This is a genomic window from Bradyrhizobium sp. 215_C5_N1_1 (assembly GCF_052075935.1).
Classification (GTDB): Bacteria; Pseudomonadota; Alphaproteobacteria; order Rhizobiales; family Xanthobacteraceae; genus Bradyrhizobium; species Bradyrhizobium barranii.
Map to the genome: position 1 here is coordinate 3,417,598 of NZ_CP197228.1, position 18,720 is coordinate 3,436,317.

At 64.9% G+C, this 18,720-nt stretch carries 14 protein-coding genes and 2 riboswitches; of the genes, 4 read left to right on the forward strand and 10 right to left on the reverse strand.

All coding sequences use genetic code 11. The annotated features are described in order from the left end of the window. Window positions 1–21: 21 nt before the first annotated feature. Window positions 22–630, forward strand: a complete 609-nt coding sequence (locus AB7G19_RS16090) for a 2-hydroxychromene-2-carboxylate isomerase (protein WP_354102218.1) — start codon at window positions 22–24, stop codon at window positions 628–630. Next, window positions 630–1,607 carry an NADPH:quinone oxidoreductase family protein gene (locus AB7G19_RS16095; protein ID WP_354102217.1) on the forward strand — a complete coding sequence of 326 codons (978 nt, stop codon included), beginning with the start codon at window positions 630–632 and terminating at the stop codon, window positions 1,605–1,607. Before AB7G19_RS16090 ends, AB7G19_RS16095 begins: the two co-directional genes overlap by 1 nt. Window positions 1,608–1,713: 106 nt before the next feature. On the opposite strand, the gene AB7G19_RS16100 is transcribed toward AB7G19_RS16095, so the two are convergent. The 9 genes from AB7G19_RS16100 to AB7G19_RS16140 form a co-directional block, all read right to left on the reverse strand. Then, window positions 1,714–2,604, reverse strand: a complete 891-nt coding sequence (locus AB7G19_RS16100) for a crotonase/enoyl-CoA hydratase family protein (protein WP_028150016.1) — start codon at window positions 2,602–2,604, stop codon at window positions 1,714–1,716. Window positions 2,605–2,742: 138 nt separating this feature from the next. Beyond that, the gene (locus AB7G19_RS16105; protein ID WP_354130317.1) at window positions 2,743–4,164 is read right to left on the reverse strand and encodes an amidase; all 1,422 of its coding nucleotides are present in this window, start codon (window positions 4,162–4,164) and stop codon (window positions 2,743–2,745) included. A gap of 2 nt (window positions 4,165–4,166) precedes the next feature. After that, on the reverse strand, window positions 4,167–5,330 hold the full coding sequence (locus AB7G19_RS16110; RefSeq protein WP_354102215.1) for a M20 aminoacylase family protein: 1,164 nt from the start codon (window positions 5,328–5,330) through the stop codon (window positions 4,167–4,169). A gap of 13 nt (window positions 5,331–5,343) precedes the next feature. Beyond that, a complete protein-coding gene (locus AB7G19_RS16115) occupies window positions 5,344–6,849 on the reverse strand; it encodes a M81 family metallopeptidase (RefSeq protein WP_354102214.1) in 1,506 nt (501 codons plus the stop codon). Between the two features lie 213 nt (window positions 6,850–7,062). After that, the gene (locus AB7G19_RS16120) at window positions 7,063–8,712 is read right to left on the reverse strand and encodes an ABC transporter ATP-binding protein (RefSeq protein ID WP_354102213.1); all 1,650 of its coding nucleotides are present in this window, start codon (window positions 8,710–8,712) and stop codon (window positions 7,063–7,065) included. Window positions 8,713–8,726: 14 nt separating this feature from the next. Next, on the reverse strand, window positions 8,727–9,614 hold the full coding sequence (locus tag AB7G19_RS16125; RefSeq protein WP_028150021.1) for an ABC transporter permease: 888 nt from the start codon (window positions 9,612–9,614) through the stop codon (window positions 8,727–8,729). 20 nt (window positions 9,615–9,634) lie between these two features. Beyond that, entirely contained in the window at window positions 9,635–10,576 is a 942-nt protein-coding gene (locus tag AB7G19_RS16130; protein ID WP_014494267.1) for an ABC transporter permease, read from the reverse strand. Window positions 10,577–10,757: 181 nt separating this feature from the next. Next, the gene (locus AB7G19_RS16135) at window positions 10,758–12,059 is read right to left on the reverse strand and encodes a D-amino acid dehydrogenase (protein WP_354102212.1); all 1,302 of its coding nucleotides are present in this window, start codon (window positions 12,057–12,059) and stop codon (window positions 10,758–10,760) included. Between the two features lie 67 nt (window positions 12,060–12,126). Further along, window positions 12,127–12,240, reverse strand: a riboswitch (glycine riboswitch). Between the two features lie 3 nt (window positions 12,241–12,243). After that, window positions 12,244–12,347, reverse strand: a riboswitch (glycine riboswitch). Window positions 12,348–12,440: 93 nt separating this feature from the next. Beyond that, window positions 12,441–13,571: a M20/M25/M40 family metallo-hydrolase gene (locus AB7G19_RS16140; protein WP_354102211.1), complete on the reverse strand. Its 1,131-nt coding sequence runs from the start codon at window positions 13,569–13,571 to the stop codon at window positions 12,441–12,443. Window positions 13,572–13,838: 267 nt separating this feature from the next. On the opposite strand from AB7G19_RS16140, the gene AB7G19_RS16145 reads away from it, so the two are divergent. After that, window positions 13,839–15,449, forward strand: a complete 1,611-nt coding sequence (locus tag AB7G19_RS16145; protein WP_063982465.1) for an ABC transporter substrate-binding protein — start codon at window positions 13,839–13,841, stop codon at window positions 15,447–15,449. A gap of 213 nt (window positions 15,450–15,662) precedes the next feature. After that, entirely contained in the window at window positions 15,663–17,258 is a 1,596-nt protein-coding gene (locus AB7G19_RS16150) for a glycosyltransferase family 39 protein (protein WP_441267917.1), read from the forward strand. Window positions 17,259–17,461: 203 nt separating this feature from the next. Here AB7G19_RS16150 and AB7G19_RS16155 read toward each other — a convergent pair whose 3' ends face one another. Beyond that, a complete protein-coding gene (locus tag AB7G19_RS16155) occupies window positions 17,462–18,664 on the reverse strand; it encodes a multidrug effflux MFS transporter (RefSeq protein ID WP_404979444.1) in 1,203 nt (400 codons plus the stop codon). Window positions 18,665–18,720 lie beyond the last annotated feature (56 nt).

Consider the following 18,720-nt stretch of genomic DNA (forward strand, 5'->3'; position numbering starts at 1 on the left):
ACAAGACGCAAAGGAAACGCCATGATTGAATTCTTCTTCGACTGTTCCAGCCCCTGGACCTATCTCGCCTTCCACAACATCCAGCCGCTGGCAAAGGAGTTGGGGGCCGAGATCATCTGGCGGCCGATCCTGGTCGGCGGCATCTTCAACACGGTCAATCCGAGCGTCTACGCGCAGCGCGAGACGCCGGTGCCGCTGAAGGCGCGCTACATGAAAAAAGACCTCGCCGACTGGTCGCGCTCGGCCGGCCTCGCGATCAAGATGCCGCCGACGGTGTTCCCGGTGAACAGCGTGAAGGCCATGCGCGGCTGCATCTGGCTGGGGAAAGACATGGTGCCGTTCGCCACTGCCGTGTTCGAGACCTATTGGGGCGGCGACAAGGACATCTCGCAGGACGCCGTGCTCGCCGAGATCTGCAGGAAGGTCGGTGTCGACGAGCAGAAGTTCTTTGCCGGCATCTCCGAGCAGGCAATCAAGGACCAGCTCAAGGCCAACACGGAAGAGGTCGTGGCACGCGGTGGCTTCGGCTCACCGACGATCTTCGTGGGCAAGACCGACATGTACTTCGGCAACGACCGCCTGCCGCTGATCCGCGAGGCGCTCGAACGCAGCAAGGCGAGTGCGGCCTGATGGTGCGGGCTGTCGTCTGCCGCGAACTCGGCGCGCCCGAGACGTTGCGGCTGGAGGAGTTTCCGTCGCGCGCCGTCAAACCGGGTGAGGTGCGCGTTGCGATCCGCGCCGCCGGATTGAACTTTCCGGACGTGCTGATGGCGGCCGGCGAATATCAGCTCAAGCCGGAGCTGCCGTTCACGCCCGGCATGGAGGCCGCCGGCGACGTCACCGAGGTGGGCGCAGAGGCAAGCGGCGTAACCGTCGGCGACAAGGTCATCGTGAAGATGCGCCATGGCGCCTTCACCGACGAAGCGGTGGTGACGCCGACGCAGCTAACGCCGATGCCGTCGACGTTCGACTATGCGGAAGCCGCGACCTATCTGGCCGGCCATGGCACCGCCTATCACGCGCTGATCGATCGCGGCCGGGTCATGCCGGGCGAGGTGTTGCTGGTGCATGGCGCCGGCGGCGGCGTGGGGCTTGCCGCGGTCGAGATCGGCAAGATGCTGGGCGCGACCGTGATCGCGACGGCCTCCAGCGACGAGAAGCTCGCGATTGCGAAATCGCGCGGCGCCGACCATCTCGTGCGCTACGATCGCGAGCCGTTTCGCGATGCCGTCAAGCGCATCACAGACGGCCGTGGCGCCGACGTCGTGTTCGATCCCGTCGGCGGCGAGGTGTTCGAGAACTCGATGCGCTGCATCGCCTGGGGCGCGCGGCTGCTGGTGATCGGCTTTACCGGCGGCATCGGCTCGGCGAAGACAAACCTCTTGCTGATCAAGGGCGCCAGCGTGCTCGGCGTGCGTGCGGGTGAGGCGGTACGGAAGAATCCCGCGCTCGGCGAGGTGCGCCTGAAGGCGCTGTTGCAATGGGCGGAAGAAGGCAAGCTCCGCCCCAACGTCTCGCACCGCCTGCCGCTGCAGGATTATGCTAAAGCGATGCGGCTGTTGATCGACCGCAAGGCGATCGGGCGTGTGGCGCTCGTGATGGATTGACGGTGCCGTAGGGTGGGCAAAGCGAAGCGTGCCCACCATTCTGGTTTCGATTGCTGATAGATGGTGGGCACGGCGCAAGAGCGCCTTTGCCCACCCTACGATCCCTCTACTTGTATTCCCGCTCGCTCCACCACGGAAAATAGTCCGGCATATCGCTCGACACCTTGTTCTTGAACTGCGCCGGGCGCTTCTCCAGGAACGACACCACGCCTTCCCTAACGTCGTCCGAGCGGCCGCGCGTGTAGATGCCACGGCTATCGACCTTGTGGGCTTCCATGGGATCGTCGGCGCCCATCATGCGCCACATCATCTGACGGATCAGGGCGACCGACACCGGCGCGGTCTTGGCGGCGAATTCCTTGGCCAGCGCGCGGGCGGTCGGCAAGAGATCATCGGGAGCTACGACCTTGCTGACGAGGCGGCCGGCGAGAGCTTCCTGGGCCGGGAAGACGCGGCCGGAATAGCACCATTCCAGCGCCTGCGAGATGCCGACGATGCGCGGCAGGAACCAGCTCGAGGCGGCCTCCGGCACGATGCCACGCTGGGAGAACACGAAGCCGAAGCGCGCGGCATCCGACGCGATGCGGATGTCCATCGCGAGTTGCATAGTGACGCCGATGCCGACGGCAGGGCCGTTCACGGCGGCGATGACTGGCTTCAGGCACTTGAAGATGCGCAGCGTCACCTGGCCGCCGCCGTCGCGCACCTGCGGATCGCTGTAATCGACCTTGCCGTCCGCGAAGCGCTTTACCGGGCCGCGCCGCGCGTCGCGATCGAAGGTGTCCGCACCCGAGGAAAGATCGGCGCCCGCGCAAAAACCGCGGCCGGCGCCGGTGACGATGATGGCGCGGACGTCGTCGTCCTTGTCGGCGGCGTCGAACGCGTCGATCAGCTCGGCCTGCATCTGCGCGTTGAAGGCGTTGAGCTTGTCGGGCCGGTTCAGCGTGATGGTGAGGATCTGTTCGGCGACCTCGTATTTGATCGTCTCATACGCCATGGTGGTTTCCTTCCTCATCTTAAGTGCGATCTCAATGAGACGAGACGCATGGTCGCCGTTGTCCGTCTTGCGCGGACTGGGCATGCGAGCAGTACAAGAACGTGGATGGCCGGGACAAGCCCGGCCATGACGGAATGCTTACTTTGCCGGTGGGCTCGGCCAGGGCTTCTGTGCGCCGCGCAAGCCCTCGAACGCCTTGGCCATGCCGAGCACGCCAATATCATCGAAGCGACGGCCGACGATCTGCACGCCGATGGGAAAGCCGTTGGCGTCGAAACCGCCGTTGAGGGAGACCGCAGGGTTCTCCGACATATTCCATGGCACGGTATAGCAGATGTGCTCGAACGGCCGTATCGGATCGTTGGTGGGCGAGGCCCAGTCCGCAGGGTAGTTCACGTTCGGCGCGGTCGGCGAGATCACGTAGTCGAGCTCGCAGAACAGCTTTGACGCAGCGGCGCGGATCGCCATGGTCTGATTGAAGCCGCGGATGACGTCCACACCCGAGAGCTTTGCGCCGGATGCGCCCCATTTGAAGATGTAGGGCAGCACCTTTGCCTGTTCGGCCGGCGTCAGCTTGGCCAGATCGTCCCACATCCGCGCGCGCCAGAAATTGTCGAGGCCGTCGAGCATCTCGCGGGTCAAAATGCCGTCGACCTCGGTGACGACGCTACCTGCAGATTCGAACGCCTTTGCGGCTTTCACTGCAACATCGCGGACCGGCCTTTCTGCCGGCAGGCCGACGCCGGCATCGAGCATCAGGCCGATGCGCAGTTTGCGCGGGGATTTCTCCAGTCCCTTCCAGTTGAGAGGCTCGGCGGGCAGGCTCATGCCGTCGCGCCGGTCGGGCTTTGCAATCACGCTCATCATCAGCGCGCAATCGTCGACCGTGCGGGTCATGGGACCGGCGACACGGCCGACATAGGTCGGGTCGATCGGCACGCGGCCAAAACTCGGTTTCAGGCCGACGAGACCGCACCAGCCCGCAGGCAGGCGGACCGAGCCGCCGATATCGGTGCCGAGATGCAAGGGGCCATAGCCGGCCGCAGCCGCCGCGCCGGCGCCCGCGCTGGAGCCGCCGGGATTCTTGGAGAGATCCCAGGGATTGCGCGCCAGCGCGTGGAAGCTGGAGAGTCCCGAGGACAGCATGCCGTAATCGGGCATGGTGGTCTTCGCGAAGATGATCGCACCGGCCTCGCGCAGTCGCGCAGCGGGCGGTGCGTCCTTCTCGGCTGGCACGAGCTTCACGCTGGCGGCGCCGAGCGGGACGGGCACGCCCTTGGTCGCGATGTTGTCCTTCACCGTCACAGGCACGCCGTCGAGCGCGCCGGATGGTTCGCCCCCGCTCCAGCGCGCGGTCGAGGCCTTGGCGGCCTCGCGCGCGCTGTCGGGATCGAACGCGTAGAGCGCCTTGAGATGCGGTTCCCACGCAGCGACGTGCGCAAGCACGTCCTCCAGCACCTCGCTCGGCGAGAATTGCTTGGCCCGATAGCCCGCGATCAGATCGACCGCGGAGAGATCGTGCAGCGAGGTGACGGCCTCTTCGACGCTCTTTTTGTGCATTGCTAACCTACCGGCATGCGCGTTTCGATGATCCGGGCGAACATGCTGGCGCCGATCGGCAGGATCTTGTCGTCGAGCACAAAGCCGGGATTGTGCACGGGCACCGAGCCGTCGTGGCCGATCCAGAAATAAGCGCCGGGGATGGTTTGCAGCATGTCGGCGAAATCCTCGCTGCCCATCTTCGGCTGGGCGCGGGTGATCACGTTGGCGGGGTTGACAACGGTGCGCGCGACCTCCTCGACCACCTTGGACTGCTCGACCTGGTTGACCAGCACGCCGAAGGTGTCGCGGATGTCGGCTTCGATCACGCACTGATAGGCGCTCGCGATGCCGGCGCAGATCGTGCGGATGCGTTCGGCGATCAGGGCGCGGACTTCATCCGAGAAGGTGCGGATGGTGCCGCAGAGATGCGCCTCGCCGGGGATGACGTTGTAGGCGGAACCGGCGTGAATCTGCGTGATCGAGATGACGGCGGCCTGCAGCGGCTCGACGTTGCGGCTGACGATGGTCTGGATCGCCTGCGCCAGCGTGGTCGCGATGATCACCGCGTCCTTGGAGCGCTCGGGCATCGCGCCATGCGCGCCGTAGCCGGTGATGCGCAGGTCGAAGAAGTCGGCGCTGGCCATCGCGGGGCCGGGCAGGATCGCGATCTCGCCGAGGTTGAGGTCGGGCGCGTTGTGCAGGCCGTAGAGCTCGTCGCAGGGAAACTTCTCGAACAGGCCGTCCTTGATCATCGCGCGAGCGCCACCAAGGCCTTCCTCGGCCGGCTGGAAGATCAGGTGCACGGTGCCGTCGAAATTTTTGGTCTCGGCGAGGTAGCGCGCGGTGCCGAGCAGCATGGTGGTGTGGCCGTCATGGCCGCAGCCGTGGAAGCGGCCGGGGATTTTCGAACTCCATTTCAGATTGGTGTTCTCTTCCATCGGCAGCGCGTCCATGTCGGCGCGCAGGCCGATGCGCTTGCCGCCCGAACCCTTGCCCTTGATCACGCCGATCACGCCGGTGCCGCCGAGACCGCGGTGCACCTCGATGCCCCAGCTCTTCAGCTTGTCGGCGACGATGCCTGAGGTGCGCACCTCCTCGAAGCCGATCTCGGGATGGGCGTGAAGGTCGCGCCTGATAGCGGTGAGTTCGTCGGCAAAGCCGTCGATGCGGTCGATCGTGGGCATGTGTCCTGTCCGGTTAGCGTGATGGGGGCGTGAAAACGGGGCCGTTCGGCTTGATGCGAATGCCCGGCCGCAGGCGCGTCCAGGGCAGGGTGGCTGTGTCGGCCGGCATCGCGCCGGGCGCGGCGCAGATCATCAGCTTTTCCGCGATCGGCTCGAAATCGGCGCGGAAGTGCACCGAGCTCTTGTTGACCAGAATCTTCTGCGCGGTCGGCTCGATGCCGACATAGCGGTACATCGCCTGATCGGCGAGCTGCGCCTTGTGCGAGGAGACGACGATGCGGACGTCACCGATGCGCAGGCATGCGGAGGGACCCATCTCCATCTCGCGGCCACCGTAGTAGGGGCCGGGCGCGATGAAGCGGCCGTCGGAGAGCTTTTCGACGATGAAGGTTTCGCGATAGGGCTCGTCGCCGGGAATGCCGGATTTGCCGCCGAGCGACAGCGTCACTGTGGCGCCGACGCCGGCCGCATGCGCGGCCTTGGCCGAGGCCGGATCGTAGATCGCGCCGGTCGCGGCGCTCGCCTTGTTGCGCACCAGTGCGCGCAGCATGCCGGTGGTGTCGGAATCGCCGCCGGCGCCGGGATTGTCCTGGGTGTCGGCGATGATGATCGGCTTGCTCGCACCCTTGGCGAGTTCCATCGCATGGCGCACGCCGTCGTCGGGCGACCAGATCTTGCCGTCGAAATCGTCCTCGTGGCTTTCGATCAGTTTGACGATCGCATCGGCCGCGCGGTCGGCATCGGCCTGCGTCTTGCCATAGGCGAACACGCTCGGGCCGCAGTCGCGGAAGTCGGCGGCGGGGAAGCCGGGCGCGAAGGACAGTGTCGGAACGGCGTCGCTCTCCAGCGCGGCCAGTTTTTCGTAGATGCCCTTGGTGGGAAAGTCATTGGTGCATTGCCAGCTGATCGCGATCAGGAACGGCAATTGGCGAAACGACTTTGCAAAGCGCTGCCTGGTCTGCAGCAGCAGGGCGAGGTGCCTTGCGGAGGCGCGGCCGGTCTCGGCCATGTCGACATGCGGATAGGTGCGGTAGGCGATCAGCGCGTCCGCGTGTTCCATCATCTCGGGCGTGACGTTGGCGTGCAGGTCGAGGCTGGCAACGAGCGGAACGTCCTTGCCGATGACGCCGCGCACGCGCGCCAAAATCTCGCCTTCGCCGTCGTCGAGATGCTCGGTCACCATCGCGCCATGCAGATCGAGATAGACCGCATCGAGCGGGCCGGCGGCGGCGATACCGTCGACCATCACCTTCACGATACGCTCGAAGGCGTCCCTGGTGACATGCGCCGACGGACTTGCGCCGCAGGCGATCGTCGGAATGAGGTTCCAGCCATTCGCTTCGGCGCTGTCGACGAAGCCGGCGAGACCGACATTGATGCGGCGCATCACCTTCAATACGTCGGCGCCTTCCGTCATGGCCGGCCAGCCGCCGCCATGCTGGAAGTCCGCGAAAGTCGCCTTCGTCGGGGCGAACGTGTTGGTCTCGTGCAGGAAGCCGCCGACGGCGATACGTGTCATTAATTCTGGTCCAGCGTTTGAAAGTGCGCGACGTTAGCCTTGGCTTCGAGGCGGGGGCAAGCGAGGAGCCCATGCCGCCGCGCATGGCTTTAAGTCATTTTCGAATGATGATGGTCGCTACCCGTCATTGCGAGCGAAGCGAAGCAATCCAGACCGTCTCCGCAGAGGGACTCTGGATTGCTTCGCTCCGCTCGCAATGACGAGTGGACAAACCTAAGCCGTCGCCGCGACGCCTTCCGACACCGGCCTGAAGTTCGCAAAATCCCAGCCGCGGCCCGGTGCGGCCTCCAGCAGCGCCCTGGTGTAGGCTTCCTTCGGATGCGTCAGCACCTCGGCGGCAAGGCCCTGTTCGACGACACGGCCGTGCTGCATCACCACGACCTCGTCGCAGATCTGGGCTGCGACGCGCAGATCGTGGGTGATGAACAGGATGGCGATGCCGAGCCGGTTCTGGATCTCGTCGAGCAGTTCCAGCACCTGCGCCTGAACCGAGACGTCGAGTGCCGAGACCGCTTCGTCCGCGACCAGCACGTCGGGGTCGAGCGCGAGCGCACGCGCAATGGCGATGCGCTGGCGCTGGCCGCCGGAGAACTGGTGCGGATAGCGCGTCACTGCGTCCGCGGGCAGGCCAACGAGCTCGAGCAGTTCGCGCGCCCGCTTCATCGCATCGGCATGCGAGGTGCCGTAATTGATCGGGCCTTCCGCGATGCTCTCGCCGACGGTAATCCGCGGGTTGAGCGAGCGATAGGGATCCTGGAACACGATCTGGATCTTCTGCCGGTGCGGCTGGAGCAGGCGGCGCGAGATGTCGGCGATCTCGCGGCCGGCGAGACGCACGCCGCCGGAGGTCGGATCGATCAGGCGCACGATGCACCGCGCGACGGTGGACTTGCCCGAGCCGCTCTCGCCGACGATGCCGAGCGTGCGGCCCTTGCGCAGCGTCAGCGTGACCTTGTCGGCGGCGACGACCTCGCGGCCTTTGCCGAAGAAGGCGCGCTCCTTATAGACCTTGCCAAGCTCGTTGGCCTCCAGCACCACCGGCTCCTTGGTCTCGGGCCGCGCCGCGCGCGGCACCAGGCTCGGCACCGCGGAAAGCAAATTGCGTGTGTACTCCATGGTCGGGTTGCGCAGCACGGTCTCGAGCGGGCCGGTCTCGACCAGCCGCCCCTGCCGCATCACAGCCACGCGGTCGGCGATCTCGGCCACCACACCCATGTCATGGGTGATGAACAGGACGGCCGTGCCGTGATCGCGCTGCAGGTCGCGGATCAGCGTCAGAATCTGCTTCTGCGTGGTGACGTCGAGCGCGGTGGTCGGCTCGTCGGCGATGAGCAGCTTCGGCTCCAGCACCAGCGCCATCGCAATCATGATGCGCTGGCGCTGGCCGCCGGACAGGCGATGCGGATAGGAGGCAAAGATGCGCTCGACCTGGGGCAGGCGGACCTGCTCCATCATGTCGAGAATGCGCTTCTTCCGCGCCTTGGCGTCGAGATTGGTGTGGGCGCGCAAGACCTCGTCGATCTGGCGGCCAACCGGCACGACGGGATTGAGCGCGGTCATCGGCTCCTGGAAGATCATCGCCATCTGCGTCGCGCGCAGCTGCCGCAGGCGGCGGTCGGTCGCGGTGAGGATCTCCTCGCCGACCAGCTTGACGCTGCCGCCGGTCGGCACCAGCGTGCCCTTCGGCAGCAGGCCCATCGTGGTCAGCGACGTCACCGACTTGCCCGAGCCGCTTTCACCGACGAGGCAGAGCGTCTCGCCCTGGTGCACCTGGACCGAGATGCCGTCGATGATGTTGGCGCCCTTCGGCTTCTTGCCGATGGAGACGACGAGGTTGTTGATGTCGAGGACTGGCTTGGTCATCACTTGATCCGTCATCACTTGCCCTCCCGCTGCTTCATGCGGGGATCGAGGGCGTCGCGGGCGGCGTCGCCGATCAGATTGATGCTGAGGATGGCGATCGAGAGCAGCAGGCCCGGCCAGAAGATCAGCGTCGGCTTGAGCTGAAAATACTGACGGCCCTCGGCCATGATGTTGCCCCAGGTCGGCGTCTCCGGCGAGATGCCGGCGCCGAGGAAGGAGAGAATGGCCTCGGTCAGGATCGCGGAGGCGCAGACATAGGTGCCCTGGACGATCAGCGGTGCGATCGTGTTCGGCATCAGATGGCGCCACATGATCTTCGGCAGGCTGGAGCCGACCGAGATCGCAGCCTCGACGTAAGGCTCCTCGCGCGCGGACAGCACGACCGAGCGTACCAGGCGTGCCACGCGCGGTATTTCGGGGATGGTGATCGCGACCAGCACGGTCCAGATGCTGGCGCCGGACAGCGACACCACGGCGATCGCGAGCAGGATGCTCGGCATCGCCATGAGGCCGTCCATGACGCGCATCAGGACGGCATCGACCAGCTTGAAGAAGCCGGAGACGAGGCCGATCGCAAGGCCGATGACGATCGACAGGATCGCCGAGCCGATGCCGATCAGGAGCGAGATGCGGCCGCCATAGATGACGCGCGACAAGAGGTCACGGCCATAGGCGTCGGTGCCGAGCAGGAACTGCGCCGAGGCCGGCTTCAGCCGCTGCGAGGGTGCAAGCTGGACCGGATCGTGCGGCGCGATCAGCGGCGCCAGGATCGAGACCAGCACGATCAGCGCGAGCAAGATCGTGGCCGCCGCGATGATCGGCGTCGAGGTGAGGAACCCGAAACGCGGCCGCAATGGCGACGTGATCGGAATGGACGACTGGGGAAGGCTATCGACGGACATTTTTGTTGCTATCCTTAGCCCTAGTACCGGATCCGGGGATCGAGCAGCGTGTAGGCGACGTCGATCAGGAGATTGACGACGACATAGATCAGCGACGTCAGCAGGATCATCGCCTGGATGACTGGGTAGTCGCGCGCCAACACCGCGTCCACCGTGAGGCGGCCGATGCCGGGGATGTTGAACACGCTCTCGGTGACGACGACGCCGGAGATCAGCAGCGCAAAGCCGGTGCCGATCACGGTGATGACGGGCACCGCGGCATTGCGCAGCGCATGGCGCATCATCACGGCGACCTCGTTGATGCCCTTGGCGCGGGCGGTGCGGACGTAGTCCTCACCGAGCACGTCGAGCATCGCCGCACGCGTCATGCGCGCGATCAGCGCGATGTAGATGAACGAGAGCGCGCAGGTCGGCAGGATGATGCGCTCGAAGAACGGTCCAAAGCCGTTGAAGATGCTGCGGAAGCCCTGCACCGGCACCCAGCGCAGGTCGATCGCGAAGACCTCGATCAGGAGATAGCCGACCACGAACACCGGCACGGAGAAGCCGAGCACGGAGAGGCCCATCACGAAACGATCGATCCAGGTGCCGTGCTTCCACGCCGCGATGACGCCCAGGGGCACGGCGACGATGACGGCCAGAATGATTGTCGAGAGCGCGATCGAGATCGACGGTTCGACGCGCTGGCTGATCATCTTCATGACTGGCAGGTTGGAGATCAGCGACGTCCCGAGATCGCCGTGCAGCAGCTTGTTCACCCAGGTGATGAATTGCACGATGAGCGGCTCGTTGAGGCCGAGCGAGTCGCGGATGCGTTCCAGCCGTTCCGGCGTCGCGTTATCGCCGGCGAGAATGGCGGCGGGATCGCCCGGCGTCAGCCGCAGCAGCAGGAAGACGAACAGCGCGACGACGCCCATCACGGGCACCGCGGCCAGAACGCGGCGAATGAGATAACCTAGCATGCACCTATCTCCGGCTGCGGAACTTGTGGGGCCGAGAGGCCCCCGTGGAATCGGTTCTGTCTATCATGCACGCCTGTCACTCGGGCTGGAAAGCCGGCCGGAGAAGCCGACCTTTCGGGGCAAATTGTGTGCCAAGGGCAAGGCGGTCGCAAGAGGCCGCCGAGCCTCCGATATCGGCCACTCAGGATGCATGGCGGAACTCGCGCTCAACCCTGAGTGAGGGTGCGGTCGGCGGTGCGTTGAGCCCGCGCCAGCCGTCGATGGTCCCGGTAATCATCTGCGCGGTCGCCGCCGACAAGGTCCAGCCGAGATGGCCGTGGCCGGTGTTGAAGAACACGCCCGGCATCCGTCCTGCGCGCACCACGGGCATCATGTTCGGCATCATCGGCCGCAGCCCGGCCCAGGGCACGACCTTGGACGTTTCGACGCCGGGGAAGTTGCTGCGCACCCAGTCGACCAGCGGCTGCACGCGGTCGGCGCGGATGTCGCGGTTGAAGTCGTTGAATTCGGCGGTGCCTGCGACGCGGAAACGATCGGCACCGAGCCGGCTGGTGACGATCTTGGCGGCTTCGTCGAGCAGGCTCACGGTCGGCGTGGCATTGCGGCTTGCGGCAGTGTCGAGCTGAACGGTGATCGAATAACCCTTCACCGGATAGACGTTGACGCGCTCGTCGAGGAGGGCGGCGAAGTGGCGGCTGGCCACACCGGCGCAGACCACGACGCCATCCGCCTTCAGCATGCCGCGCGCGAATGCGACAGCATCACTGGCCGAAAGACCAGCCCAGCCGATGACAAAGCCGCCACCTGCCTGGGCAATGGAATCGATGTTGGCTTCGTGGATAAAGGTCGCGCCGCGCCGCTTGCAGGCTTCAGCAAGTCCGCGCGTGAACTTGTGGATATCGCCGGTCGCATCCGACGGCGTGTAGAAGCCGCCAAAATAGTCCTTGCGCAGCGTCGGCTCGATGGCGCGGATCTCCTCCGGCGTCACCGGGCGGCGATCGAGCCCGCCTTCCTTCAATAGCGCATTGACCTGCAGGCCGGATTCAAAACCCTTCTTGTCGTGATAGATGTGCAGGATGCCGCGGCGTTCGAGATCGAAGTCGATGCCTTCGCGCTCCGCGATCTCGAACAGATGCTTGCGGGCTTCGATCGCGAGCCGCGTGGTCTGAACCGTGTTGGCGCGGTAGTTGCCGATATTGGCGACGAACTCGCTCATCCACGAATATTTGTGCCAGTTCGGCCGCGGGTTCATCAGCAGCGGCGCGTCGCGCCGGAACATCCAGCGCAGGCCTTTCAGGATCGTGGCGGTGCTGTTCCAGACTTCGGCATTGCTGGCGGAGAGCTGTCCGCCATTGGCGAAGGAGGTCTCCATCGCGGCGTAGCGGTGCTTGTCGAGCACCGTCACCTTGTATCCGCGTTCGAGCAGGGCATAGGCAGTCGTTACGCCGGTGATGCCGGCGCCGATGATGGCGATATGGGTCATGGCAGGTTCGGGGCTCCCGTGAGTTAGAGTCGGCTAACCGCCGGCCAAAGGCCGTTGGCGGCGCCCCATCTGTCACGGTTACCTGAGAGCTTGATCCGTTGCGGACCTCGGCGAGGTCAGCTCCGGACTATCCCCTTCGGTGGACGTCACGATCCCAAGATCGCGCCGCCTCTCTCCAGATCGTCCTGACGATACGGTCCTTTTGCCTGAGAGTTTCCGGGGCGGTTGCTCCGTCGGCGCCGCAACGAAAGCCTGAACTCTCGTTGCGATCTCTCCCGCATCGTCGCGTGGACAATCGAGCAGTACGATGCGCCTCATTTTTAGACAAGGCTAAATTTAAACCGCGACTGCCAACGCATTGTGCAGTGCGAAGTTGCGTCGTCAGTCGAGCGTCGCCAGCAAGCCGGCCATCAGGCGCCCGCGTTCAACTAGGCTCTCGACCTCGATGAACTCCTCGAGCGTGTGGCCGTTGCCGCCGCGCACGCCGAGGCCGTCGAGCGTCGGGATGCCCATCGCGCCGGTAAAGTTGCCGTCGGAGCCGCCGCCGGAGCTCGCATGCGGCAGCTCAGTGCCGAGCGATTTGGCGATGCCGCGCGCCTTCTCGTAAAGCGCCATGGTGCCGGCATCCGGCTCCCATACGGGGCGCGTGACGCCGCGCGTCACCTTGAACGTGACATCATTGGACGTGCCCGACAGCGCCAGCATCCGCTCGACGCCGCGGTCGAGATCGACCTGGCGCTTGGCCATGGACAGCGCCTCGCCGGTGGCGGTCGTGGCAACGCAATTGACCCATTGTCCGCCATGCACGACGCCGACCGAGAAAGTGCAGTCCTCCGTCGTCATCGCGTCGATGGCGAGGATCTGCCGCGCCATCTCGCGGATCGCCGAGCGTCCGGCCGACAATGTCGCGCCGGCATGGCTCGGCCGGCCCGTCGCTTCCAGATTGAAACGCGCGATGGCGTAACGTCCGGTGGTGACACCGTTGTCGGCGCGGCCCGGTTCGGGCACCAGCACATATTTGTTGCGCGCAGCCTCCGCCTCGATGATGTCGCGCGTCGAGGGCGTGCCGACTTCCTCGTCGGGCGTAAACAGCACGGTGATCGGCAGCGGCGTGGTGAAGGACGCACGTGCCAGCTGCCGGATCGCTTCCAGCGAGAGATAGTTGCCGCCCTTCATGTCGTAGATGCCGGGGCCGTAGCACTTGTCGCCCTCGCGCCGCCATTTCAGCTTCTCGATGGTGCCGACCGGGTGGACGGTATCCATGTGGCCGGCGATCAGGATGCCCGGCTCGCCCTGTTTCGGATGCGGGAAGCGCGCGCGGATCACGCCGCCGAAGCCCTGTCGACCGCCGATGCGTTCGATCGTCGCACCCATGATCGCCATATCCCGCGCTGCGATATCGAGCATGCGGTTGACGGCACCCGCGTCCCAGGTCGGGCTCTCGCATTCCACCCAGGTGCGCAGGCCCTCGAGCATCGCCTCGGAATCGAAGGGTAGATTGGCTGGATTCATCTTAATGTCTCTCAAGCTTCGAAAGATGGAACGCGCATTGCATTGGCGCGGACGGGACTGGCGGAAAGCGTTGTAGAGCCAAACCGATCTTTGTGGAGCCCGTGGGCGCGCCGCTTGGGGCTGCAGCGAAACCGGATTGACGCGCTCAACACTGTCTGCAAGTCTCGAAAGACAAAGGCATCGCATGAGGTTAGTTCGCCTAAAGAACGAACCGAATGCTCAACCAATAACCTGCCTTTGAACAGTTTCACGTCAGGAGAAACTTTTATGTTGAGCTTGATGCGCCGGGGGCGTCGCGCGTTCGCCTCCACACTTGCGCTATCGGTCGTTGCGCTTTCGACGGCGATGGCATCGCCGGTACTTGCCGCCGCCAGCAAGACCATCACCGCGGTGATGCATTCGGATCTGCGCATCATCGATCCGATTTTCACCACCGCCTACATTACGCGTGACCATGGCTACATGGTCTACGACACGCTGATCGCGACGGACTCGAACTTCAAGATCCAGCCGCAGATGGCGGACTGGAAGATCTCCGACGACAAGCTCACCTACACCTTCACGCTGCGCGACGGCCTGAAGTGGCACGACGGTACGCCGGTGACGGCGGAAGACTGCGCCGCTTCGCTGAAGCGCTGGGCCGCGGTCGACGGCATGGGCCAGCAGATGATGCAGTTTACTGCGAGCATCGAGGCGACCGACCCCAAGACGATCACGCTGAAGCTGAAGGAGCCCTACGGCCTCGTGCTCGAATCCATCGGCAAGCCGTCCTCGCGCGTCGCCTTCATGATGCCGAAGCGTCTCGCCGAAACGCCGCCGGACAAGCAGATCCCCGAGCAGATCGGCTCGGGTCCGTTCAAGTTCGTGCAGGGCGAATTCCAGCCCGGCGTGAAGGCGGTCTACGTCAAGAACACCGACTACGTGCCGCGCAAGGAGGCGTCGAGCTGGACTGCCGGAGGCAAGGTGGTCAAGGTTGATCGCGTCGAATGGATCACCATGCCGGATGCGCAGACCGCAGTGAACGCGCTGCAATCGGGCGACATCGACTTCATGGAAGTGCCGCCGTGGGATCTGCTGCCCGTGCTTGAAGGCAATGCCGACCTCAAGACCGAGACGCTGAACAAGTTCGGCTACCAGACCCTTGGGCGCATGAACTTCCTCTATCCGCCCTTCGACAATCCGAAGATCCGCCGTGCCGCACTTCTGGCCATGAACCAGAAGGACGTGCTCGACGCGCTCGTCGGTAATCCCAAATACTACAAGATCTGCGGTGCGTTCTTCATCTGCGATACGCCGTTCGCGACCGACGTCGGCTCGGAATCGCTGGTCAAGGGCAACGGCATGGCGGAAGCCAAGAAGGCGCTCGCCGAGTCCGGCTATGACGGCACGCCCGTCGTGGTCATGGTGCCCGGCGACGTCGTGACGCTGAAGGCGCAGCCGACGGTCGCGGTGCAGTTGCTCCGCGAGGCCGGCTTCAAGGTCGACGCGCAGGCGACCGACTGGCAGACGGTGGTCAGCCGGCGCGCCAGCCAGAAGCCTCCGAAGGAGGGCGGCTGGAACATGTTCTTCACCAACTGGGTCAGCGCCGACGTGTCCAACCCGATCGCCAATCTGTCGATCGGCGGCCAGGGCAAGAAGGGCTGGTTCGGCTGGGCGGAAAACGCCAAGATCGAGAAGCTCAAGGACGACTTCGTCCGCGCCGCCTCGCTCGACGATCAGAAGAAGATCGCGACCGAGATCCAGAAGGAAGCCTATGACCAGGTGATCTACGTGCCGCTCGGCCAGTATCTGGCGCCGAGCGCGTGGCGGAAGTCGCTCACCGGCGTGCTCGACGGCCCGGCGACGCCGGTGTTCTGGAACATCGACAAGACCGAGTAAGGCGAGGGCGCGCCAGCGCGCCTTCCCCGAGCGTTACGCGGCGTCGCTGTCATCAGCGGCGCCGTTTTCGTTTGTCAGCCTCGCGTCAGCTTTTAACTCTTCCAGTGTCCAATCATTGCTATTTGTTTCTGACTTGAAATAGATGTGCGCGGTTCGCACATCACTTCCTTCCTGCATTTGAGTCCCGTGTCGATTGATTTTTCATTTCGGGCGATGGCCGAGCGGTCCGATCGCGCGCCGGCGCGATGGCGGCGGCCTTTCCTGCGCTGGCTCGACGGCGTCGAGGCGGGTTGGGCCGTTCCGCTTCTCATTGTGTGCTTTGTCGCGCTCTGGACGATCTATCTGGTCGTTGCCTATGCCGGCAGCGGCCTGCACCCTGATACCCTCGAGGCCTGGACGCTCGGGCGCCGTTTCGCGTGGGGCTACCACAAGCATCCGCCGCTGATGGGCTGGGTTACGGCGGTGTGGACCTCCGTCTTCCCGCTCAGCGACTGGTCGCTGCAATTGATGGCGATGGCCAATGCCGGGCTCGCCCTGTTTTTCGTCGACCGGATCGCACGGCAGTTCGTGACCGGGCACAAACGCATCCTGGTGCTGCTGCTCCTGATGCTGACGCCGGCCTATCAATTCCACGCCCAGCGCTTCAATGCCAATACGGTGCTGCTTGCGCTCTGGCCGCTCGCGACCTGGTGTTTTCTGCGCGCGTTCGAGACCCGCAGCGCGGCCTGGGCGGTCGCCGTAGGATGCACGACGGCGCTGGCGATGGTCGGCAAATATTATTCGGTCTTCCTCGTGGCGAGCTTTGCATTTGCCGCGCTGGCGCATCCCGCGCGCCGCGCCTATTTCGCGTCCGCTTCGCCGTGGATATCGGTCGTGGTCGGGGTCGCGATGTTGTCGCCGCATATCTACTGGCTCGCGACGACGGGCGCGTCGGCCTTCACCTACGCGATGGCGCACGCCAACGGCAACTTCGTGAGCTCGCTCGGCGAGGTGCAGAACTTCCTGCTCGGACTCGTGGCGGCCATCAGCGTATCGGCCGTCTTCTGGGTGATCATCGCCGGCACACGGCTGAAACAATTTGCGGCCGACTTCGCCGCGATGAGTTCCGGCCTGCGGCTTCTTTTTTACGTTGCGATCGGCACGATCGTGCTGCCGGTCCTGACGTCGCTGGCGATGGGCACCGATCTGCCGTCGCTATGGGCGCTGCAAGGGCTGTTCCTGTTCGTCGTGCTGATCGTTTGCGGCACGCGCTACCCGATCGAAAGATTCTACACCGTCGATGTCACGGTCATCACCGCAATCGTTGGGCTCGCCGCTGTCTTCGTCGCCGCTCCGATTCACGCCGCCTATCGCAACAATCACGGCTACGAAGAGGGCCGGAATTTCTACGCGCAGGTAGCCAGTGAGCTCACCCGGGAATGGCACGAGCTGACCGGCGAGCCCCTCAGCGCCGTCAGCGGCGACGATTCGCTGGCCTTTGCGACCGCGTTCTACAGTCCGGACCATCCGTACTACGCGCGGCCGTTCGAGTTTCAGTACACATGGGGCATGCCGCGAAAGACGACACTGGATCGCGGCTGGGCCGCGCTCTGTTTCAGCGGCCAGGACTATTGCGGCAGGTGGATGGAGTCCGTGTCCGCGCGCGCCGAGCATTTCGTCAAGCGCCAGTTCACCGTGCAGGCGACGCTATGGGGCAGGCCCGGCCTGACTCGAGACGTGGTCGTGCTGATCGTGCCACCGCGAACGAGCAGCGCGACGCCCGAGAGCGCCGCGCAGGACTTCAGCGCCAGCAGGCGCCCGACGGACTAGGCTTTGCGCTCAGCAGTGGCTGTCGCGGATTCGCTCGAGGCCTTCGCTCGCGAAGGGGGGAGTGAACGCAGTTCGGTCGGCGCCCGGCGTCGAGCGTTCCGTTTCCGCCCGATCCGGGGTGGTGTTGTCTTCGCGATGTTCCGGTTCCATGAGGCGGCCTTTCGAATTGCTGCAGTACAACATCGACGCGGCCGGGAAGTTCCTCATGCGATGGGACGATGATGCGGCTTGAACAGCCGTCCCTTTTCCACCACCAGCACGATCGCAAGCGCCGCCAGCGTCGACAGGAAGAAGCCGACCGAGAACGGCAGCAGCGTGCCGTCGAAACTCTGCCCGATCGCCATGCCGACGACGATGCCGATCAGCGTCGTGATCGAGCCGTAGAGCGAGGAGGCGGTGCCGGCGATATGGCCCTGCGGCTCCATGGCCAGTGCGGTGAAGTTCGCGACCATCATGCCGAACGAGAACATCATCAGGGCGGACAGCACCATGAACAACGAGAGCGGCAGCATGCCGAGGCTTTCCGTCAGCAGCATCACGCCCGCAACCGCGGTGTAGAGCGTCAGCGCGCCGTGCGAGATCACGCGCATGCCCAGCCGTCCGACCAGCTTCGCATTGAGGAAGCCGGCGATCGCGGTGCCGGCCGCGATCGCGGCGAAGGCAATCGGGAAATAATGGCCGAGATGATAGACGCCGGTGAAGACCTGCTGCGCCGAGAAGACATAGGCAAAGAGCGCGCCTATCACGCTGCCGGCGGCCGTCGCATAGCCGATGGTCTGGCGGTTGGTCACGGTCTGCCGGAACGCCGAGAGCACGTCTGCGGGCGCCAGCGACCTGCGCTCGGACTCCGGAAGGGTTTCGGGCAGCCGCAGCACGCTCCATGCGAGCGCGAGCAGTCCGTAGAGCATCAGTACGACGAAGATGCCGCGCCATTGCGTGACCAGCAGCACCGCCTGCCCGAACGAGGGCGCGATCACCGGCACCGCGATGAACACCATCATGGCGAGCGACATCACGCTCGCCATCCGGCGGCCGACATAGCAGTCGCGCACGATCGAGGTCGCGATCACGCGCGTCGCCGACGTGCCGAGCCCTTGCAGCGCGCGCGCCAGCAGCAGCGTCTCGAACGAGGGCGCGGCGACCGCCAGCACGCTCGCCACCGCATAGACGGCCATGCCGCCGAGCAGCACCGGGCGGCGCCCGAAGCGGTCCGACAACGGGCCCATGACGAACTGCCCGGCACCGAAGCCGATCAGGAAGGTCGAGAGCACCAGCTGAAGATGGTTGGCGTTGGGAATGGCGAAGGCTGCCCCGATGTTGGGCAGCGCCGGCAGCATCATGTCCATCGCAAGCGGATTCAGCGCCATGATGGACGCGATCACGATGACGAATTCTGGAAAACCCATGGGCCGGTGTCCCGAGGACACCCAATCGTCGGCATTGACGTCGGACAAAGCTCACC